The 20,602-nt window shown below is 68.9% G+C and carries 19 protein-coding genes; 13 read left to right on the top strand and 6 right to left on the bottom strand.

Annotation, left to right across the window (positions count from 1 at the left end):
* Positions 1-143 precede the first annotated feature (143 nt).
* Positions 144-1,196 (top strand): alpha/beta hydrolase, encoded by a 1,053-nt coding sequence (locus ACFVMC_RS10255; protein WP_379208750.1) that lies wholly within the window; start codon positions 144-146, stop codon positions 1,194-1,196.
* Positions 1,197-1,246: 50 nt separating this feature from the next.
* Positions 1,247-1,987, top strand: a complete 741-nt coding sequence (locus tag ACFVMC_RS10260; RefSeq protein WP_379208752.1) for a ferritin-like fold-containing protein — start codon at positions 1,247-1,249, stop codon at positions 1,985-1,987.
* A 1-nt stretch (position 1,988) separates the two neighbouring features.
* Here the strand turns inward: ACFVMC_RS10260 and ACFVMC_RS10265 are convergent, their stop codons facing one another.
* The 3 genes from ACFVMC_RS10265 to ACFVMC_RS10275 all read right to left on the bottom strand — a co-directional run bounded on the left by ACFVMC_RS10265 (position 1,989) and on the right by ACFVMC_RS10275 (position 4,863).
* Positions 1,989-2,597 carry a class F sortase gene (locus tag ACFVMC_RS10265; RefSeq protein ID WP_379208754.1) on the bottom strand — a complete coding sequence of 203 codons (609 nt, stop codon included), beginning with the start codon at positions 2,595-2,597 and terminating at the stop codon, positions 1,989-1,991.
* The gene (locus ACFVMC_RS10270; protein WP_379208756.1) at positions 2,590-3,828 is read right to left on the bottom strand and encodes a hypothetical protein; all 1,239 of its coding nucleotides are present in this window, start codon (positions 3,826-3,828) and stop codon (positions 2,590-2,592) included. The genes ACFVMC_RS10265 and ACFVMC_RS10270 overlap by 8 nt, the downstream gene beginning before the upstream one ends.
* 186 nt (positions 3,829-4,014) lie before the next feature.
* Positions 4,015-4,863, bottom strand: a complete 849-nt coding sequence (locus tag ACFVMC_RS10275; protein ID WP_379208758.1) for a helix-turn-helix transcriptional regulator — start codon at positions 4,861-4,863, stop codon at positions 4,015-4,017.
* Between the two features lie 101 nt (positions 4,864-4,964).
* On the opposite strand from ACFVMC_RS10275, the gene ACFVMC_RS10280 reads away from it, so the two are divergent.
* Positions 4,965-5,507 (top strand): YceI family protein, encoded by a 543-nt coding sequence (locus ACFVMC_RS10280; RefSeq protein WP_379208759.1) that lies wholly within the window; start codon positions 4,965-4,967, stop codon positions 5,505-5,507.
* Between the two features lie 111 nt (positions 5,508-5,618).
* Positions 5,619-5,846, top strand: a complete 228-nt coding sequence (locus tag ACFVMC_RS10285) for a DUF3107 domain-containing protein (protein ID WP_379208761.1) — start codon at positions 5,619-5,621, stop codon at positions 5,844-5,846.
* A gap of 61 nt (positions 5,847-5,907) precedes the next feature.
* Here the strand turns inward: ACFVMC_RS10285 and ACFVMC_RS10290 are convergent, their stop codons facing one another.
* The gene (locus ACFVMC_RS10290) at positions 5,908-6,597 is read right to left on the bottom strand and encodes a TetR/AcrR family transcriptional regulator (protein WP_379208763.1); all 690 of its coding nucleotides are present in this window, start codon (positions 6,595-6,597) and stop codon (positions 5,908-5,910) included.
* Between the two features lie 209 nt (positions 6,598-6,806).
* On the opposite strand from ACFVMC_RS10290, the gene ACFVMC_RS10295 reads away from it, so the two are divergent.
* The 3 genes from ACFVMC_RS10295 to ACFVMC_RS10305 all read left to right on the top strand — a co-directional run bounded on the left by ACFVMC_RS10295 (position 6,807) and on the right by ACFVMC_RS10305 (position 10,059).
* The gene (locus ACFVMC_RS10295) at positions 6,807-7,856 is read left to right on the top strand and encodes a DUF3152 domain-containing protein (RefSeq protein WP_379208765.1); all 1,050 of its coding nucleotides are present in this window, start codon (positions 6,807-6,809) and stop codon (positions 7,854-7,856) included.
* A 103-nt stretch (positions 7,857-7,959) separates the two neighbouring features.
* Entirely contained in the window at positions 7,960-9,153 is a 1,194-nt protein-coding gene (gene moeZ / locus ACFVMC_RS10300) for an adenylyltransferase/sulfurtransferase MoeZ (RefSeq protein WP_379208767.1), read from the top strand.
* 54 nt (positions 9,154-9,207) lie between these two features.
* Positions 9,208-10,059, top strand: coding sequence for a TIGR02569 family protein (locus tag ACFVMC_RS10305; protein WP_379208768.1), 852 nt, complete (start codon positions 9,208-9,210; stop codon positions 10,057-10,059).
* A gap of 66 nt (positions 10,060-10,125) precedes the next feature.
* Here ACFVMC_RS10305 and ACFVMC_RS10310 read toward each other — a convergent pair whose 3' ends face one another.
* The gene (locus ACFVMC_RS10310) at positions 10,126-11,601 is read right to left on the bottom strand and encodes an MFS transporter (RefSeq protein ID WP_379208770.1); all 1,476 of its coding nucleotides are present in this window, start codon (positions 11,599-11,601) and stop codon (positions 10,126-10,128) included.
* Positions 11,602-11,737: 136 nt separating this feature from the next.
* Entirely contained in the window at positions 11,738-12,409 is a 672-nt protein-coding gene (locus tag ACFVMC_RS10315; RefSeq protein WP_379208772.1) for a FadR/GntR family transcriptional regulator, read from the bottom strand.
* Positions 12,410-12,513: 104 nt separating this feature from the next.
* On the opposite strand from ACFVMC_RS10315, the gene ACFVMC_RS10320 reads away from it, so the two are divergent.
* The 6 genes from ACFVMC_RS10320 (at position 12,514) to ACFVMC_RS10345 (ending at position 20,573) form a co-directional block, all read left to right on the top strand.
* Positions 12,514-13,764 (top strand): MFS transporter, encoded by a 1,251-nt coding sequence (locus ACFVMC_RS10320; protein WP_379209507.1) that lies wholly within the window; start codon positions 12,514-12,516, stop codon positions 13,762-13,764.
* Between the two features lie 269 nt (positions 13,765-14,033).
* Positions 14,034-15,473, top strand: coding sequence for a nitrate/nitrite transporter (locus ACFVMC_RS10325; protein ID WP_379208774.1), 1,440 nt, complete (start codon positions 14,034-14,036; stop codon positions 15,471-15,473).
* A gap of 28 nt (positions 15,474-15,501) precedes the next feature.
* A complete protein-coding gene (gene nirB / locus ACFVMC_RS10330; protein ID WP_379208776.1) occupies positions 15,502-18,039 on the top strand; it encodes a nitrite reductase large subunit NirB in 2,538 nt (845 codons plus the stop codon).
* 64 nt (positions 18,040-18,103) lie between these two features.
* Complete coding sequence (gene nirD, locus ACFVMC_RS10335; RefSeq protein WP_379208777.1) at positions 18,104-18,487, top strand: nitrite reductase small subunit NirD; 384 nt, start codon at positions 18,104-18,106, stop codon at positions 18,485-18,487.
* Positions 18,484-19,719 carry a uroporphyrinogen-III synthase gene (locus tag ACFVMC_RS10340; protein WP_379208779.1) on the top strand — a complete coding sequence of 412 codons (1,236 nt, stop codon included), beginning with the start codon at positions 18,484-18,486 and terminating at the stop codon, positions 19,717-19,719. Before nirD ends, ACFVMC_RS10340 begins: the two co-directional genes overlap by 4 nt.
* Positions 19,716-20,573 carry a sirohydrochlorin chelatase gene (locus ACFVMC_RS10345; RefSeq protein ID WP_379208781.1) on the top strand — a complete coding sequence of 286 codons (858 nt, stop codon included), beginning with the start codon at positions 19,716-19,718 and terminating at the stop codon, positions 20,571-20,573. The genes ACFVMC_RS10340 and ACFVMC_RS10345 overlap by 4 nt, the downstream gene beginning before the upstream one ends.
* Positions 20,574-20,602: the final 29 nt, after the last annotated feature.

A 20,602-nucleotide genomic window follows, 5' to 3' on the forward strand; every position in this document is an offset into this window, starting at 1 on the left:
TTCGAGCGCGAAATTTTCGTTGTCCACGGTGATTGTAGCGTGATATGGTGCGCGTCCCGAATTGCCCGGCTCCGTATTTCGAAATTCGCGACAAACCGGGCTTGAGCGTTACCGCCGGTACCGGCATGTGAGACATTCTTCTGGTGAGTTTCGCTGACACCGTATCGATCGCCGCGCGCAATGCCTGGGCACTGACCTTCGGCCCGGGGCTCGAACCGCCGAATCCCGCACCCTCGACCGTGCTCGGCGACGCGCCGCACCGCCTGCTGCGTCGCTTCGAGCGACCCGAATCCGCCCGCGCCGCAACCGATTCCGCGGTCCTGCTGGTGCCGCCGCTGGCCGCGCCCGCCACCTGTTTCGATCTGCGCCCGGACCAGAGCCTGGCTCGCTTCCTGCTCGACACCGGACGCGCGCCCTACCTCGTCGACTACGGCGAGATCACCTTCGCCGATCGCCGCATGGGCTTCGAGGACTGGATCGACGACATCCTGCCCGAGGCCATCCTGCGCACCTCGGCCGATCGCGGCGGCGCGCCCGTCGACCTGATCGGCTGGTCGATCGGCGGCACCCTCGCGCTGCTCACCGCCGCCGCGCACCCGGAGTTGCCGATCCGCTCGGTCACCGCCGTCGGCGCGCCCCTGGACTACGACCGGATGACCGGCATCCCGCAGGTACGCGCGGTCGCCAAACTGACCGGCGGCATCGCCACCTCCGCCGCGGTGCGCGCCGCCGGCGGCATCCCGGCCCGGCTCACCCGCGTCGCCTATCGGGTCACGGCCTGGGATCGCGAACTCACCCGGCCCTGGTTCGTGGCGAGCAACCTGGCCCGCACCGAGACGCTGGCCAAGATGGAATCCATCGACCGCTTCATGGCCGAGATGCCGGGCTACCCCGGCCGCTTCTACGGACAGCTGTGGGGACGGCTGATCCTGGCCAACGACATCGGCAAGGGTGTCGTGCATCTGGGGGAGCGGGCCATCGCACTGGCCGATGTCACCGCGCACGTCCTGCTGGTCGGCGGACCCAGCGACGTCATCACCCCCGCCGCGGCCGTCGAGGCGGGTACCCGCACGCTGACCGGCGCCGCCTCGCTGCGCTACGAGACCGCCCCGGGCAGCCACCTGGGGATCCTGACCGGCGAGACCGCGCGCGACACCACCTGGACGTATCTGGACAAGTTCCTGTCCGAACTCTGAGGGGGAGCGCGAGCCACGCGTTTCCCCGGACGCGGCTACGCTGGGCGACTATGGGAGAGCATTCGGGGACGGTAGTCGGCGGAGCCGACGGGGTGGGTGGGCTCGGTTCGGGAACGCCGGGTTTGTCGACCGAGTCGACGGGCGGCCCGATCGCCGCCGACCACCCGGGGGTCACCGATCTCTTCGCCGTGCTTGCCTACGGCGAGATCTCCGCGTTCTACCGGCTGGCCGAGGAGGCCAAGCTGTCGCCGACACTGCGCGGCCGCGTCGCGGTTGCGAAGATGGCCGCTTCGGAGATGCGCCATTTCCAGACCCTGGAGGCGGCCCTGGCCGACCGCGGCGCCGACGTGTTCGACGCGATGGCGCCGTTCGTCCGCGCCCTGGACGCCTACCATGACTCCACCGACCCCTCCACCTGGCTGGAGTCGATGGTGAAGTTCTACGTCGGTGACGGCATCGCCGCCGACTTCTACACCGAGATCGCCGGGGCGCTCACCCCCGAGGTGGCCGCCGTCGTCCGCGACGTGCTCGCCGAGACCAGCCACTCCGAGTTCGTCGTGGAGGAGGTCCGGCGCGCCGTCGAGACCAGCCGCGCCGAACGCGACCGGCTCACCCTGTGGGGCCGTCGGTTGCTCGGCGAGGCGATCACCCAGGCCCAGTACGTGATGGCCCAGCGGGACGAGCTCACCGATCTGGTGCTCGGCTCCGCCGGTGACCTCAACGGCATCGCCACCCTGTTCGAGCGCATGCAGGACAGCCACGCCAAGCGCATGGCCGTACTGGGCCTCTGAATCAGGCCGGTGGCCGCGCCAATTGGGCGATCACCAGGTAGTTGTCGGCAGTGGGTTCGCCGCCGACCACATCGCAGTTGGCCAGGATCAGCCGCCCCGGCACCGCCTGCCTAAGCTCGTGCGCGCCGAGCAGCGACCCTTTCGGTAGCGGCTCGGCGCGCTGCACCTCGTACTCCAGCACGCCGTTCGGGGTTCGCAGCGCGACCACGTCACCGGGCCGCACCACCCGCAGCGCCCGAAACGGTGCCGCGCGTTTGCTGTAGTTGTGGCCCGCGACCAGCACCGTCTGCGCGGTTTCGGTTCCGGGCAGCCCACTTTCGCCCCACCACACCGGCAACTCGTCGACCGGATTCAGCTGCTGGCCGCTCGGCCCGCCGCGCATGAGCTTCTCCGGATGCAGCGGACTGCTGAGGTAGGTCACGCCCGTCGCGGACCGCAGTTCGAGGTGCGTCGGCTCGGCCGGTGCGATCACCGCACCCGGACCGGCCGCGCCGATCTGCGCGGGGACCGGCGTGCGTTGCGGCTGTGGCAGCGACACCTCGTCGCCGCCACAGCCCGCGACCGCGCCTACCACGGCCGCGCTCATCAGCCAGTAGCGCGCATCACGCATCCGCGGACCCGCGAACCCGCTTGCGGCGCACCATGATCAGTGCGCTCGCGCCCGCTCCGGCCGCGACCAGGACACCGGCGCCGATGGCCAGTATCGGCAGCGACGAACCGTCCGCCGCGGTGTCACCGAGTGCGAGATCCACCGGCGGCAGGCCACCGGCGAGGGTTTCCTCGCCGTTCGCCTCGGTCCGGACGTAGTCCACGACCGTGAATTCCCCGGTGTCGGTGAACACTCCGACGAGTTTCATGCCCGACCCGCCCACGACCACGAGGGTCTCGGTGAGCTTGGTGAGCTCGATGCCGGTGAACAGCTGACCACCCAGATTCAGTGTCGCGATGAGCGCGACGCCCGCGGCGAGGGCCGCGGCCAGCTGGGCGTTCAGATCGGCCTGGGCCTGAAGTGCCGCGGAGAGCGCGACATTCGCGCTCTCCAGCTTCAGCTGCCAGTCGGTGACCAGCGCGGCCGCCGCGTCCGAGTCGAGCTGTAGCCGCAGCGCCAATTCCGTGTCGGCGCCGGCCCGCGCCGCAGCCGCGGCGTCCAGGGCGGCCTTGGCGGCGAGCCGGAGTTCGGCGAGTTCGGTCGTGGTCCCGGCCAGCACCGCGCGTGCGGCGATGACATCGGCGCCGAGCTGGTGCGACAGCGCGAGCGAGGCCGCGGCGGCCGCGCGGGCGGCGTTCTTGCGGGCCTCGAGCACGGCCTCGGCCGAAGCCTGTGCGGTACCGGCGGCTTCGGCCGCCGCCTGCGCCGCGGCCGCTGCTTCGGCCGCCGCGCTCGCCTCCAGCTTGGCCTGGGCCGCCGCGCCGACCGACGCGCTCGCCTCCGCGCCGACGGCTGCGTCGACCTGCGCGCCGACCGCCACGTCGACCTGCGCGGCGGGTGCCGGGCCCGGCGGCGCCGAAGCGCTGGGCAGCGCCACGGTGGGAACCGCGGGCGCGGACGGCAATTGGACCGCCGGCAGTTGCGCGGTCGGGACCGGCGGCACCGCCGGGGAAATGGTCGGTACCTGTACCGCCGGAACCGGCAGCGTCACGGTGGGCGCCGGCAGATCCGGCGCGGTCAGTTCCAGCTCCAGTCCCAGGCCCGGCGCGGGTGCGCTCGAGGTCGGCGCGGTGGTGCTCGGCGTCGGCTCCGGTGAGCTCGTGGCCGGCTCGGCCGCGGCGATCGGACCGGCCACCGCGGTGGCCAGCGCCAGCACGGTGCCCATGGTCGCCAACCGCCGTGCTCCGGGCATGACTGTAGAACGCTCCGACATCAGGAATGACCCTCTCATTACGTTGCTTCCGGCGCCGGGAAGCGGGGTCACCCATGCCCCGACAACGTCGGGCAACCGGTTCGCAAGTGCGCCGTGCAGGCGACTTGTGCAGCGCCTGCACCCCATGTCGTCGCGTGGCGAACCAGCGTTACGGGCCGATGTCGATCAGTCGCCGGAGACCAGACGCAGTCCGCGCGCGGCGGTCTCGACCTTGTCGGTCAGCCAGACGACCACGCTCTGATCTCGGTCCGCGGACAGCATTTCGAACGGCACGGCCACCGATCCGTATTCGGGATGATCGAAATACAAAGTGCCGGAAGCATCTTCGCCGAATGGCTGGGCCTGCCAGCGCCGCGCGAACTCCGGTTCGCGACGCAGCGCGTCGATCGTGGCGCGCAGATTGTCGTCGGCGGGCCAGCGGGATTTCGCGCTGTAGAGCGCGGCCACGAAATGATCGGCCGCGGCGGACCAATCGTGGATCACCGTCCGCGCCTTCGAATTCTTGAACGTGAACCACGCCAGATTCGGCTCGTGCTGGCCGTCCAGCAAACCCAGCGGCGCCGCGAAATCGGCCCACGCCGAATTCCAGCCGAGCACATTCAGCCGACGGCCGACCACGAAGGCGGGCGTCGGGTTCAGGGCACGCAGAATCGTCTCGATGCTCGGCGGCAATTGCTCCTGCGGCGAGTTCGCGCCCGGGCACAGGCCGGCGTCGTCGCTGCATTTGGAGGCGGCGTCGGCGGCCAGGGCGAGCATGGTGAAGTGGCGTCGGTCGGTCTCATCGAGCAACAGTGCATCGGCGAGCGCGCCGATCACCGCGGCCGACGGATTCCGGTCGCGGCCCTGCTCCAGCCGGGCCAGATAGTCGACGCTGACACCGGCGCGCACGGCGACCTCCTCGCGCCGCAGTCCCGGAGTGCGCCGGCGACCACCGGTGGGCATCCCGACATCGGCCGGGCGCAATTCTTTGCGCCGGGCGGTCAGGAATGCCGCGAAAAGGTTGTCCTCTGCCACGACTCCATGGTGCCCTGCCCGCTGATTTTTATCCTGGACCTGCCAGAGCCCGGATAACGGCGGTCTGGTTAGCGCCGGTCGCAGCCGTGATCGTGGTTGCCATGACAACTTCGGAAACCACCACCGCGACCCTGAAGCCCGGCGTCTGGGCGCTGGACACCGCGCACTCCACCGTCTCCTTCACCGTGCGTCACCTCGGCATCTCCAAGGTGCGCGGCGGCTTCACCAAGTTCGAGACCGAGTTCGTCGTCGACGAGTCCGGCGCCGCCACCCTGGGCGCCACCATCTACCTGGATTCCTTCGACACCGGCAACGTCGACCGCGACGCCCACGTGCGCAATGCCGACTTCCTGGATGTGGCCAACCGGCCGACCCTGACCTTCCGCGGCCGCACCCCGGTCACCATCGGCGAGACCTTCACCGTCGAGGGCGAGGCCACCCTGGGCCAGATCACCCAGCCGGTCACGCTCGAGGTCGAGTGGGGCGGTGTGCAGGAGTTCCCCGGCGCGGGCGAACGGCACGCCGGATTCTCGGCCACCGGCGCCATCAAGCGCACCGACTTCGGCGTCGGCGGCCCGATGCCGGGCATGCTCAGCGACAAGGTGCAGATCGAACTCGACATCGAGCTGATCGAGCCCAAGTAGCCGCGCCCGCCGGGGTGTTCGCTGTCAGCGCAGACAGGCTGCTGCCCCGGCCCACCCGCCCTGGACTAGCCTGGTTTCGACAGCACAGGACACTACGTTCGGAGGTTGGCCGTGGAGGTCAAGATCGGTATCTCGGATAGCCCGCGTGAGCTCATCATCAACAGCTCGCAGACTCCCGAAGAGGTGGAGGCGCTGGTGTCCGGTGCGCTGACCGGCGACGGCGGCATCGTGTCGCTGACCGACGACAAGGGCCGCAAGTTCCTGATCCAGGCCGCGAAGGTCTCCTACGTGGAGATCGGCACCCCGGCCAGCGGTCGCGTCGGCTTCGCCGCGGTCTGACCTCGAAACAACGACGAGCCCCCTGCCGCTGTGCGGCGGGGGGCTCGTCGTTTGTCCGGGATCAGGAGCCGAGGCTGCGCGGCACACCGTCCATCGGATGCAGCGGCACATGCGACAGACCACCCCACGCGAGCGTGACCGTGGTGTCGATAGCGTCGTCCTTGGGGATCGGGCGATCCGCTTCCAGCCAGTAGCGGGCGGTGGTCTGGCTGGCGCCGACCAGGCCGACCGCGAGAATCCGGGCCCGGTAGGGGTCCAGGCCGGAGTCGTGCGCGACCAGATCGAAGACCGCGTCCACACAGGCTTCGGTGGCCTGCTCGACCCGGCGCTGCACCTGCGGCTCCGAGGTCAGGTCGGACTCGAAAACCAGTCGGAAGCCCTGCATCTCGTTGTCGACGAAATCGAAGTAGGCCGCGACGGCGGCGCGCACGCGCTGCTTGTTGTCGGTGGTCGACCGCAGCGCCTGGCGCACGCTCGACACCAGCATGTCGACGTAGTTCTGCAGTACCGCCAGGTACAGCTCGAGTTTGCTCGTGAAGTGCTGGTACAGCACGGGTTTGCTCACACCGGCGCACTGGGAGATCTCGTCCATACCCGCCGCGTGGTAGCCGCGCAGCACGAAAACCTCACTCGCCGCGTGGAGTAGCTGCTGTCGCCGCTCATCCCGGGGCAGCCTGGTACCGCGTTTCGCAGGTGCCATGGCCTCGGACGATGATCTACGGGACGGCATCCGGTCCACGAGGTCGGTCATTTCGGCTCTCCCAGTTGAAGCCCCGGCTGAAGGGGAAGTACACCGGGTATCCCAGCAACGATACCCGGTCGTAGGTCACACTTGGCGGCGGGTTCCGCAACTCGGGGCCCGCGCATGAGATATCGCACAGCGAACGCCTGCCGCATCTCGTAGCGAGTCTTTCGTACTCGCGAGAAGGGGCACTTGTCCACTGTGAGAGTCTGTTAGCCGTGACCGACCGAACGGAAACTCCGTCCGGAGGCGGGCGTGACGGTGTAGAGATCTACGACCCCCTCGGCCTGAAGACGTCTGGGGAAGAAGACCAGACCGATCGCTCCCACCAGCCACTACGCGCGCGCTGGGATCCGACCGCGCCCGCCGACGGCAAGAACCGCGCCCACCGTCCGGGCCGGGTGGTGAAGAAGCAGAGCCGACTGGGCCGCTTCGTCTCCACCTACGGCTGGCGCGCCTACGCGCTACCGGTGCTGGCCGTGGTCACCGTGCTGGTCGTGGTCGACGCGGTGCGCGGCGGCAGCGAGCCGGTCAGCGGCGCCAATCCGGGCTTCGGCGCGCTCAGCCCACGCGCCGCCACCGCGGGCATCATCGGCGCACCGCCCGGCGACGGCCAGTTTCCCACCGACCTGCCCACCGGCGCGCTACCGCAGGGCGGCGCCTTCACCGACGCGGGCGCGGGCACCTGGCGGGTGATCCCGGGCCAGGCCGAGGTCGGTGCCGACGCCGCCACCGTCTTCACCTATACCGTGGAAATCGAGGACGGTATCGACACCTCCGGCATCGGCGGTGACGTGGCGGTCGCGACCATGGTCGACTCCACCCTGGCCAATCCCAAGAGCTGGGCGCACGACAAGAAGTTCGGCTTCCGCCGGATAGATCAGGGCAAACCCGATTTCCGGATCTCGCTCACCTCGCGCCAGACCACCCGCAAATCCTGCGGTTTCGATATTCCGATCGACTCCTCCTGCTACAACGCCGACGCGGGCCGGGTGCTGCTCTCGGAGGTGCGCTGGGTGCGCGGCGCGCTCGCCTACGAAGGCGATATCGGCTCCTACCGGCAGTACCAGATCAACCACGAGGTCGGCCACGCCATCGGCTATCACGAGCATCAGCCGTGCGAGACCGACGGCGGGCTGGCGCCGATCATGATGCAGCAGACCTTCGGCACCAAGAACAACGACATCGCGGCGCTCGATCCGTTCGGTGTGGTGCCGATGGACGGCAAGCGCTGCCGGTTCAATCCCTGGCCCTACCCGCGCGGCTGAGGTTCGCGGCCGTAGGCGACGATGGAGTGGGAAGAACGGCCCGGCTCCCGGCGTTGCACACGCTGAGCCCGCAGGCCCACTGATTCGAGGAGTGTCCGGACCCATGTCTTTGGGAAGCACAGCAAAGTCCCTCCCGCCGCTGGTCGAACCCGCCGCGGAGCTGACCCGGGACGAGGTAGCCCGCTACAGCCGTCACCTGATCATCCCGGATCTCGGGATGGACGGGCAGAAGCGCCTGAAGAACGCCAAGGTCCTGGTCATCGGTGCCGGCGGCCTCGGTTCGCCCGCGCTGCTGTACCTGGCCGCGGCCGGCGTGGGCACGCTCGGCATCGTCGAGTTCGACGAGGTCGACGCCTCCAATCTGCAACGCCAGGTCATCCACGGCGAATCCGATATCGGCCGCTCCAAGGCCGACAGCGCGCGTGACTCGATTCTGGAGATCAACTCCGGAATCACCGTGAACCTGCACAAGATCCGGCTCGAACCCGACAACGCGGTGCAGCTGTTCGAGCAGTACGACCTGATCGTCGACGGCACCGACAACTTCGCCACCCGCTACCTGGTCAACGATGCCGCGGTGCTGGCGCACAAGCCCTACGTGTGGGGTTCGATCTACCGCTTCGAGGGCCAGGTGTCGGTCTTCTGGGAGGACGCCCCCGACGGCCGCGGCCTGAACTACCGCGACCTCTACCCCGAGGCCCCGCCGCCGGGCATGGTTCCCTCGTGCGCCGAGGGCGGCGTGCTCGGTGTGCTGTGCGCGTCCATCGGGTCGATCATGGTGACCGAGGCGATCAAGCTGCTGACCGGCATGGGTGACCCGCTGCTCGGCCGGCTGATGGTCTACGACGCACTGGACATGAGCTACCGCACCATCAAGCTGCGCCGCGATCCCGAGCGTCAGCCGATCACCGAACTCATCGACTACGACGCGTTCTGCGGTGTGGTCTCCGAGGAGGGGCAGGCCGCGGCCGCGGGTTCCACCATCACCGCGCGTGAGCTCAAGGAGTTGATCGACGCAGGCAAGGAGATCGAGCTGATCGATGTGCGCGAGCCGGTGGAGTGGGACATCGTGCACATCGAGGGCGCGAAGTTGATTCCGAAGGACCGCATCCTCTCCGGTGAGGCGCTCTCGGATCTGCCGCAGAACCGGCCGATCGTATTGCACTGCAAGACCGGTATCCGCTCGGCGGAGGCGCTGGCCGCGTTGAAGCAGGCGGGTTTCGCCGACGCGACCCACGTGCAGGGCGGAATCGTGGCGTGGGCCAACCAGGTCGATCCTTCCCTGCCGGTTTACTAGCCCTTTGGGCGCGCCACCGGCGCGTCGAACCGGACTCGGCGGTACCGTACGGCCGTGACTGCTGTGGAACCTCCCGAGCACGTACGTGCCACGTTCGGTCTGCGCGAAGTGACACCGGTCGCGCTGGGGGACTGGGACGGCGGCTGGCGCTGCGGTGATGTCGTGCTGAGTCCGGTGGCCGATCACGCCCGCGCGGCATGGTCGGCCAAGATACGCGAGACGCTGAAGGTGGACGGGCTGCGGGTGGCTCGCCCGGTGCGCGCCACCGACGGCCGCTATGTGGTGTCCGGCTGGCGGGCCGACACCTATCTGGAGGGCACGCCGGAGCCGCGGCACGACGAGGTCGTCTCGCTGTCGCTGCGGCTGCACCAGGCCACCGCGAAACTGGATCGTCCGCGGTTCCTGGTGCAGCCGCCGGTAGCGCCGTGGGTGGACGTGGATGTGTTCGTGGCCGCCGATCGCGCGGCTTGGGAGCCGGTGCCGCTGCGCAGCCTGCGCGCGGGCGGCACCCTGCCCACCACCTCACCCGACGGTCAGCGCAGCATCGAATTGATCGGTCAGCTGGCCACTTTGCGCAAGCCGGTGCAGGCGCAGTCGCAGCTGGTGCACGGTGATCTGTTCGGCACCGTGCTGTTCGCGGGTGTGTTCACCCCCGGCCTGTCCGATATCACCCCGTATTGGCGACCGCCCGCGTGGGCGGCGGGTGTCATCGTGGTCGACGCGCTCGCGTGGGGCGGCGCCGACGACGGTCTGCTGGAGCGTTGGCGGGAACTGCCCGAGTGGCCGCAGATGCTGTTGCGCGCGGTGATGTTCAGACTCGCGGTGCACGCGCTACACCCGCGCTCGACACCCGAAGCGTTTCCCGGCCTGGCCCGCACCGCCGATATGGTGCGCCTCATGGTGTAGGTCCCGCGAGAGCCGAATGCCGCGCCGAGACAACGGGTCTCGGCGCGGCATTCGAGTCTTGCGGGGTCAGACGTTCGCGTAGGCCAGGGAGGGGACCCGGGTGGTGGCGAAACTGGTGCGCAGGTAGAAGAACCAGGTGGTGGCCGCCATGACCAGGAACGCGGCGGCATAGGACCAGAAGGCCGGGGTCATGCTGCCGAAGTTGGTGTTGGACAGGCGAAGTGCCTGCTGCAGGACGTAGCCGCCGGAGGCGCCGATCGCGCCGATGACACCGATGGCCGCGCCCGCCTGGCGTTTGGCCGAGGCCAGGGCCTCGGTCAGTTCCAGGCCGTGTTCGGAGGCGTGCTTCTTGGCGACCGCGGAGAAGATGGACGGGATCATGCGGTAGGTGGAGCCGTTGCCGATGCCGGTGAGCACGAACAGGGTCAGGAACGCGGCCAGATACAGCGGGAAGCTCTTCAATTCGAGCGCGGCCACGATCAGGGCGACGGCCCCGGACATGCCGGCGAAGACGTACACGGTGATCTTCGCGCCGCCGACCTTGTCGGATACCCAGCCGCCGAACGGGCGGCTGAACGAGCCGACCAGCGCGCCGAGGAAGGCGAGGTTACCGAGCGTGGTGATCCAGCCGATGCCGGCCAGGTGCGGGAAGTTGGCCTTGATCAGGGTCGGGAAGGCGAAGGAGAATCCGATGAACGATCCGAAGGTGCCGATGTACAGGAACGACATCACCCAGGTGTGCCGATTCGTCAGCGCCAGCCGGTAGGACTTGCCATCGGATTTGGCGGTGCTGATCGAATCCATGTAGCGCAGCGCGCCGACGGTGGCGATCAGAATGAACGGCACCCAGACCAGCACCGACAGCGTGATGCCGAAGCGATAGCCGGCCGGGTCCTTCGCCATCAGATGCGTGCCGAGGGTGATGAGCAGTGGCAGCGCCAATTGGGTCTGCGCCACACCGAGATTGCCGCCCGCGGCATTGATGCCCAGGGCCGCGCCCTTTTTCCCTTCCGGGAAGAAGAACGAGATATTGGCCATCGACGACGAGAAATTACCGCCACCGAATCCGGCCAGCGCCGCGAGCACCAGGAACACCCACATCGGGGTCTGTGGCTGATTGACGAAATAGGCCAGCCCGAGGGTCGGAATCAGCAGCATCGCCGCGCTGAACGCGGTGAATGCCCGGCCGCCGAATTTCGGGATGGCGAAGGTGTAGGGAATGCGCAGGGCCGCGCCGACCAGGGTCGGGGTCGAGGTCAGCAGCAGCGCGTTGCTCACCGCGACCGGGTTGCCTTTGCCCAGGCCGGCCAGGAAGTCGAAGCCGGCCAGGCCCATGCTGGTCACCACGGTGCCCCAGATGACCCAGACCGAGAAGCCCAGGTTCTCGGCGAATACCGAGAGGATCAGGTTCTTTCGGGCGGTCCGGTTGCCGCCGGATGCCCAGAATTTCGGATTATCGGGTTCCCAGTGGTCGAGCCAGCGCCCGCGGCGCTGATGGTCGAATTCGGACTGCTGGCCGGTGGCAGCAACTGTGGCAGTCATCGGCTTCCTCTCGATTGCCTCGCTGGTGGGTCGAGTCAAAAGGTAGAAGCCGGTTGTTGCGTCGTCGTGGCCGTCGGTGACGTTCCCGGCAATTCGGACTCACAAAGGGGAGTTGCCCTCGGTGACCGGTTGGTTACTAACGGTCGGGATATTCGGCGATCAGCGAGGCGAGGAAGCAGCGCGCGGCCTGTGCGGCGGCGTCCGGGTCGCCGTCCACGATCGCCTGCACGAGTTCGTTGTGTTCGGCGTCGTAGGAGTCGTCGGCGCGTGAGGTGCGCGACCGGATGACCTGCTCGATGGTCGGCAGCAGCGAATCGTAGAACTCGAGGTACACCGCGTTGTGGCTGGCGACCACGATGGCGCGGTGCAGTTCCACATCGGCGTTGATGGCCGCGTGGTTGTCCTCGTCCCACTTGTTCTCGCTGCGTTCGGCGAGCAACCGGCGCAGGGTCGCGATATCGGCGTCGTCGCGGCGCCGCGCGGCCAGCGCGGCCGCGGTGGTGTCCAGCGCCAATCGAAGCTCGAGTACGTCGCGTTCTTCCGCGTCGGCGAAGTATTTGCCGAGTGTGCCGCCGACCTCGGAGGCGGCGATGACGTAGGTGCCAGAGCCCTGGCGCCTTTCGAGCATGCCTGCGTGCACGAGCGCCTGGACGGCTTCGCGCACGGTATTGCGGCCGGTACCGGTCAGCTCGGTGAGCTCCGGTTCGGTGGGGATTCGAGAGCCGATTGGCCAACGCCCCGAACGGATTTCGGCACGCAGCTGCTCGGTTACCTGGGCGATGAGGCTGGTGCGCCGGACTGGTTGCACCGAAACAGAGTACCGCCCATCACAAATTGTTGCCTCCCATCATGGGGTCATCCTATGATTTCCGGGTGACAGCAACCCTCTCGAAAACCGCCACCCGCGCCGAAATCGCCACCACTCGCCCCGACCCGATCCCGGTCGAGGCGAGTGCCGTTACGCGACGACGCGGGCTGGTAGAGGGGCGGCTACTGGTCCTGGTGGCGATCATCATGTCGGCGCTCACGCTGCGCGTCGCCGTCACCGCGTTCAGTCCACTGGCCGAGCGGATCGGCGGCGAGATCGGCTTCTCGGCCACCGTCATCGGCGTCTTCGGCATGATCCCGGCGGCCATGTTCGCGCTGTCGGGCGTGCTCACCCCGATCATGGTGCGCCGGATGGGGCTGGAGCGGACCGCCATGACGGCCATGCTGCTGGCCGGCGGGGGCATGCTGATCCGCGCGGTCGTCCCGAACACCGGTGAACTGCTGGTGTTCTCCGCGCTGGCCCTGGCCGGCATGGGCATCGGCAATGTCGTGATCCCGCCGCTGGTCAAGCGGTATTTCTCGGATCGGCTCGCGGTGATCAGCTCGCTCTACATCACCATGGTGCAGCTGGGCACGGTGATCCCGGCGATGATCGCGGTGCCTGTTGCCGACGGGCATGGCTGGCGAGTGTCGATCGGCCTGTGGGCCGCTCTCGGATTCGCCGCCGCCCTGCCCTGGATCTGGGTGCTGCGCGCGCGCCGCGGCCACGACCTGGCCGACACCACCGCGCTGCCCGCCGAGGCCGCGGACTCCGGCCGGGCCTGGCGCTCGCCGCTGGCCTGGGGCATGTCCGCCATGTTCGGCATGACCTCGCTGATCACCTACGCCATGTTCGCCTGGCTGCCGCGCATCCTGGAGGACGCGGGCGCCAGCGACGCCTTCGGCGGCACCATGGTCGGGCTGTTCGCGCTGGTCGGCCTGACCGCAGCCCTGACCGCGCCGACGCTGGTGGCCCGGGTGCGCAATCCGTTCCCGTTCGTGCTCGCCTTCGCCGCGTGCTTCTTCGTCTCCTTCGCGGGCCTGCTGCTGGCGCCGATGAGCGTGCCGCTGCTGTGGGTGGTGCTGCTGGGTCTGGGCCCGAGCACCTTCCCGATGGCGCTCACGCTGATCAATATGCGCACCCGCACCCAGCGCGGCTCGGCCGTGCTGTCGGGCTTCACCCAGGGCGTCGGATACGCGGTGGCCTGCTCGGGTCCGCTGCTGTTCGGTCTGCTGCACACGGCCACCGGCGGCTGGGCGATTCCGTTCGCGCTGCTGACCGTCGCGGTGCTGGTGCTGCTGGCCGGCGCCTGGCAGGCGTGCAAGCCGCAAATGCTCGAGGACACCTGGAACTGATTTCGAGTTGCGCATCGTGAGGTGTGACCGCATGATGGTGCGCGTCACACCTCACGGTGTTTCCGCGTCGATTTCGGGTGTTCTTCACTCACGGAAACCCTTGTGTCACATGCCCGAAACATTTCGGAGAAACTCACCCTCCTGACCGGAGATTCGTGAGGAACCGTTGATTTGACGGCAATTCGGGGCGACATTCCGGCAATACCTTTTTCCTACCGTTGGGCCTAACCGACTTCTTTGGAAGACACCGCGGAGGGCCCTCGTTGATCATGTTGACACGCAATCACAACATCGAGCACTGGGATGCGGAGGATGTCGCCGCCTGGGAAGCAGGTGGTAAGGACATCGCCAAGCGCAACCTGATCTGGTCCGTCGTGGCCGAGCATGTCGGGTTCTCCGTGTGGTCCATCTGGTCGGTGATGGTGCTGTTCATGCCCACCGACAAGTACGGCATCGACGCCGCCGGGAAGTTCTTCCTGATGGCCGTGCCCACGCTGACCGGCGCGGTCCTGCGCATCCCCTACACCGTCGCGACCGCCAAGTTCGGCGGGCGCAACTGGACCGTCTTCTCGGCGCTGCTGCTGCTCATTCCGACGCTGCTCACGCTGTATTTCGTCAATCAGCCCGGCACCTCGTACACGACCTTCCTGATCGTGGCGGCCTTCGCCGGTTTCGGCGGCGGCAACTTCGCCTCCTCGATGACCAACATCAACGCCTTCTACCCGCAGCGGCTCAAGGGCTGGGCGCTGGGCCTGAACGCGGGCGGCGGCAATATCGGCGTGCCCGTCATCCAGCTGATCGGCCTGCTGGTCATCGCGACGCTCGGCAACGGCTACGCCTCGCTGATCTGCGCGATCTATCTGGTCGCGGTCGCGGTGGCCGGTCTGGGCGCGGCGCTGTTCATGGACAACCTGACCAATCAGAAGGCCGACCTGTCCTACATGGTCTCGGCGCTGAAAGTGCCGCAGTCCTGGGCTATCGCCTTCCTCTACATCGGCACGTTCGGCTCGTTCATCGGTTACAGCTTCGCCTTCGGACAGGTGCTGCAACTCAGCTTCAAGGCCGGTGGCGACACCGCCGCGCAGGCCGCGCTGCACGCCGCGCAGATCGCGTTCCTCGGCCCGCTGCTCGGCTCGCTGGCCCGGCCCTACGGCGGCAAGTGGGCCGACCGGATCGGCGGCTCCAAGGTCACGCTGTATGTCTTCGGCGCGATGATGGCCGCCACGGTGCTGGTGGTCGCCGCGAGCACGCTCGGTGATCGCAATGGCGGTGTTCCCTCCGGCGGCGCGATGATCACCCTGGTCATCGGCTTCATCCTGCTGTTCGTGCTCTCGGGCTTCGGCAACGGAGCGGTCACCAAGATCATCCCGTCGGTGTTCGACGCCAAGTCCCGCGGTCTGGACCTGTCCGAGTCCGCCCGGGCCGCCTGGTCGCAGAACTGCTCCGGCGCGCTGATCGGATTCGTCGGCGCCATCGGCGCGCTCGGCGGCGTGGGCATCAACCTGGCGTTGCGCTCCTCCTACGCCGCGACGAACTCCGCGACCACCGCGTTCTGGGTGTTCCTGGCCTTCTACGTGGCCTGCGCCGCGGTGGTGTGGCTGGTCTTCCTGCGCCGCCCCTCCGCCACCGACCCCGACATCGTCGCCGAGGCCGAGGCCCTGGTCCTCGAAGCCGAAACCACCAACGCCAGCTCGTCGGCCCGCGCCTGAGCCCCGACCCGTCCAGAGAGGACACCTCATGAACAACGCAATCCGCAAGACCGCGGTGGTCGTCGGCCATGGCATGGTCGGGCACCGCTTCGTCGAAGCACTGCGCTCGCGCGACGATGCCGGACAGTGGCAGGTCATCGTGCTCAGCGAAGAGCCGCTGCCCGCCTACGACCGCGTCGGACTGTCGTCCTACGTCGGCGCCTGGGACCCGAAAGAGCTTGCGCTGGCGGGCAATACCTACGACGGCGACCAGCTGGTCGACCTGCGCCTCGGCGTGCGGGCCGATACCGTCGACCGCGCCGCCCGCAAGGTGACCACCTCCGCCGGTGAGGTGATCGGCTACGACGCCCTGGTGCTGGCGACCGGTTCCTACGCGTTCGTGCCGCCGGTGCCCGGCCACGACTCCGAGGGCTGCTACGTCTACCGCACCCTGGAGGACCTGGACGGCATCCGCGCCGCCGCCGAGGCGGCCGGACCCGGCGCGGTCGGCATCGTGGTGGGTGGCGGTCTGCTCGGTCTGGAGGCGGCCAACGCGCTGCGGCTGCTCGGCATGACCCCGCACGTGGTGGAGTTCGCGCCCCGGCTGATGCCGGTGCAGGTCGACGAGGGCGGCGGCGCGATCCTGGAGAAGCTGGTCACCGACCTGGGGCTGCACGTGCACACCGGCGTCGGCACCTCGGCGATCGCCGTGCTCGACGACGCCCCGCCGGCCGAGCGGCTCGAGGTCACGCTCTCCGATGAGACCGCGGTGCGCGCGGCGGTGGTGGTCTTCGCCGCCGGTATCCGCCCGCGCGATCAGATCGCCCGTGATGCCGGACTGGAGGTCGGGCCGCGCGGCGGTGTGATCACCGACCTCGGTTTGCAGACCTCGGATCCGAACATCTATGCCGTCGGCGAGGTCGCCGCGATCGAGGGTGTCTGCTACGGCCTGGTCGCTCCGGGCTACACCACCGCCGAGATCGTGGCCGACCGGCTGCTCGGCGGTGCGGGTGAGTTCCCGGGCGCGGACCTGTCGACCAAGCTGAAGCTGCTCGGCGTGGACGTGGCCAGCTTCGGTGACGCCTTCGGCGCCACCGAAGGCGCGCTGTCGGTGGTGCTGCACGATGCGGCCAAGGGCACCTACGCCAAGCTCGTGGTCTCCGATGACGCGCAGACGCTGCTCGGCGGCATCCTGGTCGGTGACGCGTCGGCCTACGCGGCGCTGCGTCCGCTGGTCGGTTCGCCGCTGCCCGCCGATCCGGCCTCGCTGATCTCCCCGGCCGGTGCGGAGCTCGGGGCGGACGCGCTGCCGGACGAGGCTCAGATCTGCTCCTGCAACAACGTGTCCAAGGGCTCGATCTGCGGCGCTATCGCCGAGGGTGCGTGCGACGTGCCCGCCATCAAGAGCTGCACCAATGCCGGAACCTCTTGCGGCGGTTGCGTTCCCATGCTCAAGAAGCTGCTGGAGCAGTCCGGTGTTGCGGTGTCGAAGTCGCTGTGCGAGCACTTCACACAGTCGCGGGCCGAGCTGTTCCACGTCGTGCAGTCCACCGGTATCCGTACCTTCTCCGAGCTGATCGCCAAGCACGGCGCCGGGTCCGGCTGCGATATCTGCAAGCCGACCGTCGCCTCGATCCTGGCGTCCACCTCCAGCGATCACATTCTCGACGGCGAGCAGGCGGCGCTGCAGGACACCAACGATCACTTCCTGGCCAACCTGCAGAAGAACGGCACCTACTCGGTGGTGCCGCGGATGCCCGGCGGCGAGGTCACCGCCGAGCAGCTGATCACCATCGGTGAGGTGGCCAAGGAGTTCGGTCTCTACGTCAAGGTGACCGGTGGCCAGCGCATCGACCTGTTCGGCGCGCGGGTGGAGCAGCTGCCGCTGATCTGGAAGCGACTGGTCGACGCCGGTATGGAGTCCGGTCACGCGTACGGTAAGTCGCTGCGCACGGTGAAGTCCTGCGTGGGCTCCACCTGGTGCCGCTACGGGCAGCAGGACTCGGTCGGCATGGCCGTGCTGCTGGAAAAGCGTTACCGCGGTTTGCGTTCCCCGCACAAGCTGAAGCTGGCGGTCTCGGGCTGCGCCCGCGAGTGCGCCGAGGCGCGCGGCAAGGACGTCGGCGTGATCGCGACCGAGAACGGCTGGAACCTGTATGTCGGCGGCAACGGCGGCCTGACGCCCAAGCACGCGGTGCTGCTGGCTGGTGAACTCGACGACGAGACGCTGATCAAGTACATCGACCGCTACCTGATGTTCTACATCCGCACCGCCGACCGTTTGCAGCGCACCGCCCCGTGGCAGGAGGCGCTGGAGGGCGGCCTGGACTACCTCAAGCAGGTCATCTGCGAGGACAGTCTCGGCATCGCCGCGGATCTGGAAGCGGCCATGGCCAAGCACGTGGACGGTTATCGCGACGAGTGGGCCGCCGTGCTCGACGACGAGCAGAAGCTGTCGCGCTTCGTGTCCTTCGTCAATGCCCCCGCGGAAGCGGATCCGACGATTTCCTTCGACGACAGCGGCGAGCGGAAGGTCCCTGTGTTGTTGGGCACACCGCAATTCCCCGCTGCTACGCCCGGGAAATGACCGCTTAACCGCATAGAAACAGGACGCCGGTACCAATAGGTAAGGCGTTTGGAGGATGACACCGATGACCGTGATCGATACCCCCGGCATTGCCACCGCGACCAGCACCGGATTCACGCAGGCCTGCCGGCTCGACTACCTGATCCCAGGCCGCGGCGTTGCGGTGTTGCTGAAGGGCGGCCGCCAGGCCGCACTGTTCCTGCATACCGACGGAACCCTGTACGCCGTCGGCAATATCGACCCGTTCGGGCGGGCCGCGGTGATGTCGCGCGGGCTCGTCGGCGATCGCGGCGGGGTTCCCGTCGTGGCCTCGCCGCTGCTCAAGCAGGCGTTCTCGCTGCTGGACGGCCGCTGCCTGGATGACGAGACGGCCGCGCTGCCGGTGTTCGCGGTGCGGGTCGCAGACGGCATCGTCTCCGTGTCGAACGAACCGGCGGAAACGCCATGACGGCCGCCGACCAGGGTGCCTGCCTGGCCGGTTTCACCATCGGCATCACCGCGGCCCGACGCGCCGAGGAATTCGGCACGCTGCTGACCCGCCGTGGCGCGACCATCGTGTCGGCTCCGGCCATCCGGATCATTCCGCTGGCCGACGACACCGAGCTGGAGCGGGTCACCCGCAAGCTGGTCGAACAGCCGCCGCAGATCACCGTCGCCACCACCGGCATCGGGTTCCGCGGCTGGATGGAGGCCGCCGAGGGCTGGGGTCTGGCCGAGGACCTGCGCGCCACCCTGGCCTCGACCCGGATGCTGGCCCGCGGCCCGAAAGCCAAGGGCGCCATTCGTGCCGCCGAACTCCGCGAGGAGTGGTCTCCGGCCTCGGAGTCCTCGGCCGAGGTGCTCGATCACCTGCTCGCCGAGGGCGTGGAGGGTGTGCGGATCGCCGTCCAATTGCACGGCGCCACCACCGAGTGGGAGCCGGTTCCGGACTTCTGCGAGGTATTGCGCTGCGCCGGTGCGGATGTCGTGCCGGTGCCGGTGTACCGGTGGACGCCGCCCGCGGATCAGACGCCGATGGATCAGTTGATCGAGGCGATCGTCACCGCCAATCTGGACTGCGTCACCTTCACCAGCGCGCCCGCTGTGGCGTCACTGTTGATGCGCGCCAAGGAAACCGGGCTGCTGGAGGGCGTGCTGCACGCGCTGCGCGGCCGGGTATTGCCGGCCTGCGTGGGCCCGATCACCGCGGCGCCGCTGGAGGAACTCGGCGTGCCGACCTCGATGCCGGGCCGGGCCCGGCTGGGTGCGCTGGCCCGACATGTCGCCGAGGAACTGCCCAGGCGCGCCAACCGGATTCAGGCCGCCGGGCACCAGATCAGTGTGCGCGGTGCGTGTGTCGTGGTCGACGGCACGGTGCGCCAGCTGGCGCCCGCGCCGATGGCGCTGATGCGGTCGCTGGCCCGTCAGCCCGGCCGGGTGGTGTCCCGCGAGGATCTGCTGGCCGCGCTGCCCGGCGGCGGCGACGACACGCACGCCGTGGAAACCGCGATCGCGCGCCTGCGGGCCGGCCTCGGTACGCCCAAAGCCATTCAGACCGTGGTGAAACGGGGCTACCGGCTGGCGCTGGATGCCGCCGAATGCGCCGACGACGCCGCGCGTCCGGTCCCGGTGGCGCGGCCGCACGGCATCACCACGCCGGTGCGCGCCCCGCGGTACGCCCAGGTGACGGGGACGCTGTGAGCACCCCGGCGCTGGTGCTGGTCGCGCATGGCACTCGCAATGCGCGCGGCGTCGAGATGATCGCCGCGCTCGCCGAGGCGGTAGCGGCCGAATTAGGCTCTGCCGCAGTGGGTTCAGCGTGCCTGGAGTCCGTCGGGGGCCTTTCCGAAGAGCTCGGCGCCACGGTTTCGGGGCATGGCGCGGGTGTTGCGACAGGTGTTCCGGCTCGCGACTCTCGCGCCGTGGTGCGCGAGCCGGAGCATCCTGTCGTCCGCACCGCGTTCGTCGATGTGCTCGGCCCGTCGCCGTCGGAAGTGCTGCGCAGTCTGGCTGCGGAGGCGGAAACCGTTCCGGCCGTGGTGGTTCCGGCGTTCTTGGCGTCGGGCTTCCACGTTTATCAGGATGTGCCGCGCGAGGTCGCCGAGAGCGCGCATCCCGCGGTGGTGGTCACACCCGCGATGGGCCCGGATCCCGCGCTGGCCCGGATCATGGCGCTGCGCCTGCGCGCGGCGGGCTGGCGGCGCGGTGACGCGGTCGTCTTCGCCGCCGCCGGTTCCTCGGATGCCCGGGCGCGCCACGATGTGCGCCGTGCCGCCGCGATGCTCACCGAGCAGTTGGACGTGCCGGTCCGGATCGCCTATGTGGCGACCGGTGCGCCGCGGGTGCCCGAGGTCGTGGCCGAACTGCGGGCCGCGGGCTCCCGGCGGGTCTTCATCGCCTCCTACCTGCTGGCGCAGGGCCTGTTCCAGCAGCGCCTGCACGATGCGGGCGCGGACGGCGTCGCCGAGCCGATCGGCGTGCATCCGGCGGTCGTGCGGCTGATCGCCGATCGCTACCGCGCGGCGGCCCGCAATCTGGTCCGGGCGGCGTCCTGAATTCGTCGGTGCCGGGGTCCACACTGGGT

This window comes from Nocardia sp. NPDC127579, assembly GCF_042672005.1.
GTDB lineage: Bacteria > Actinomycetota > Actinomycetes > Mycobacteriales > Mycobacteriaceae > Nocardia.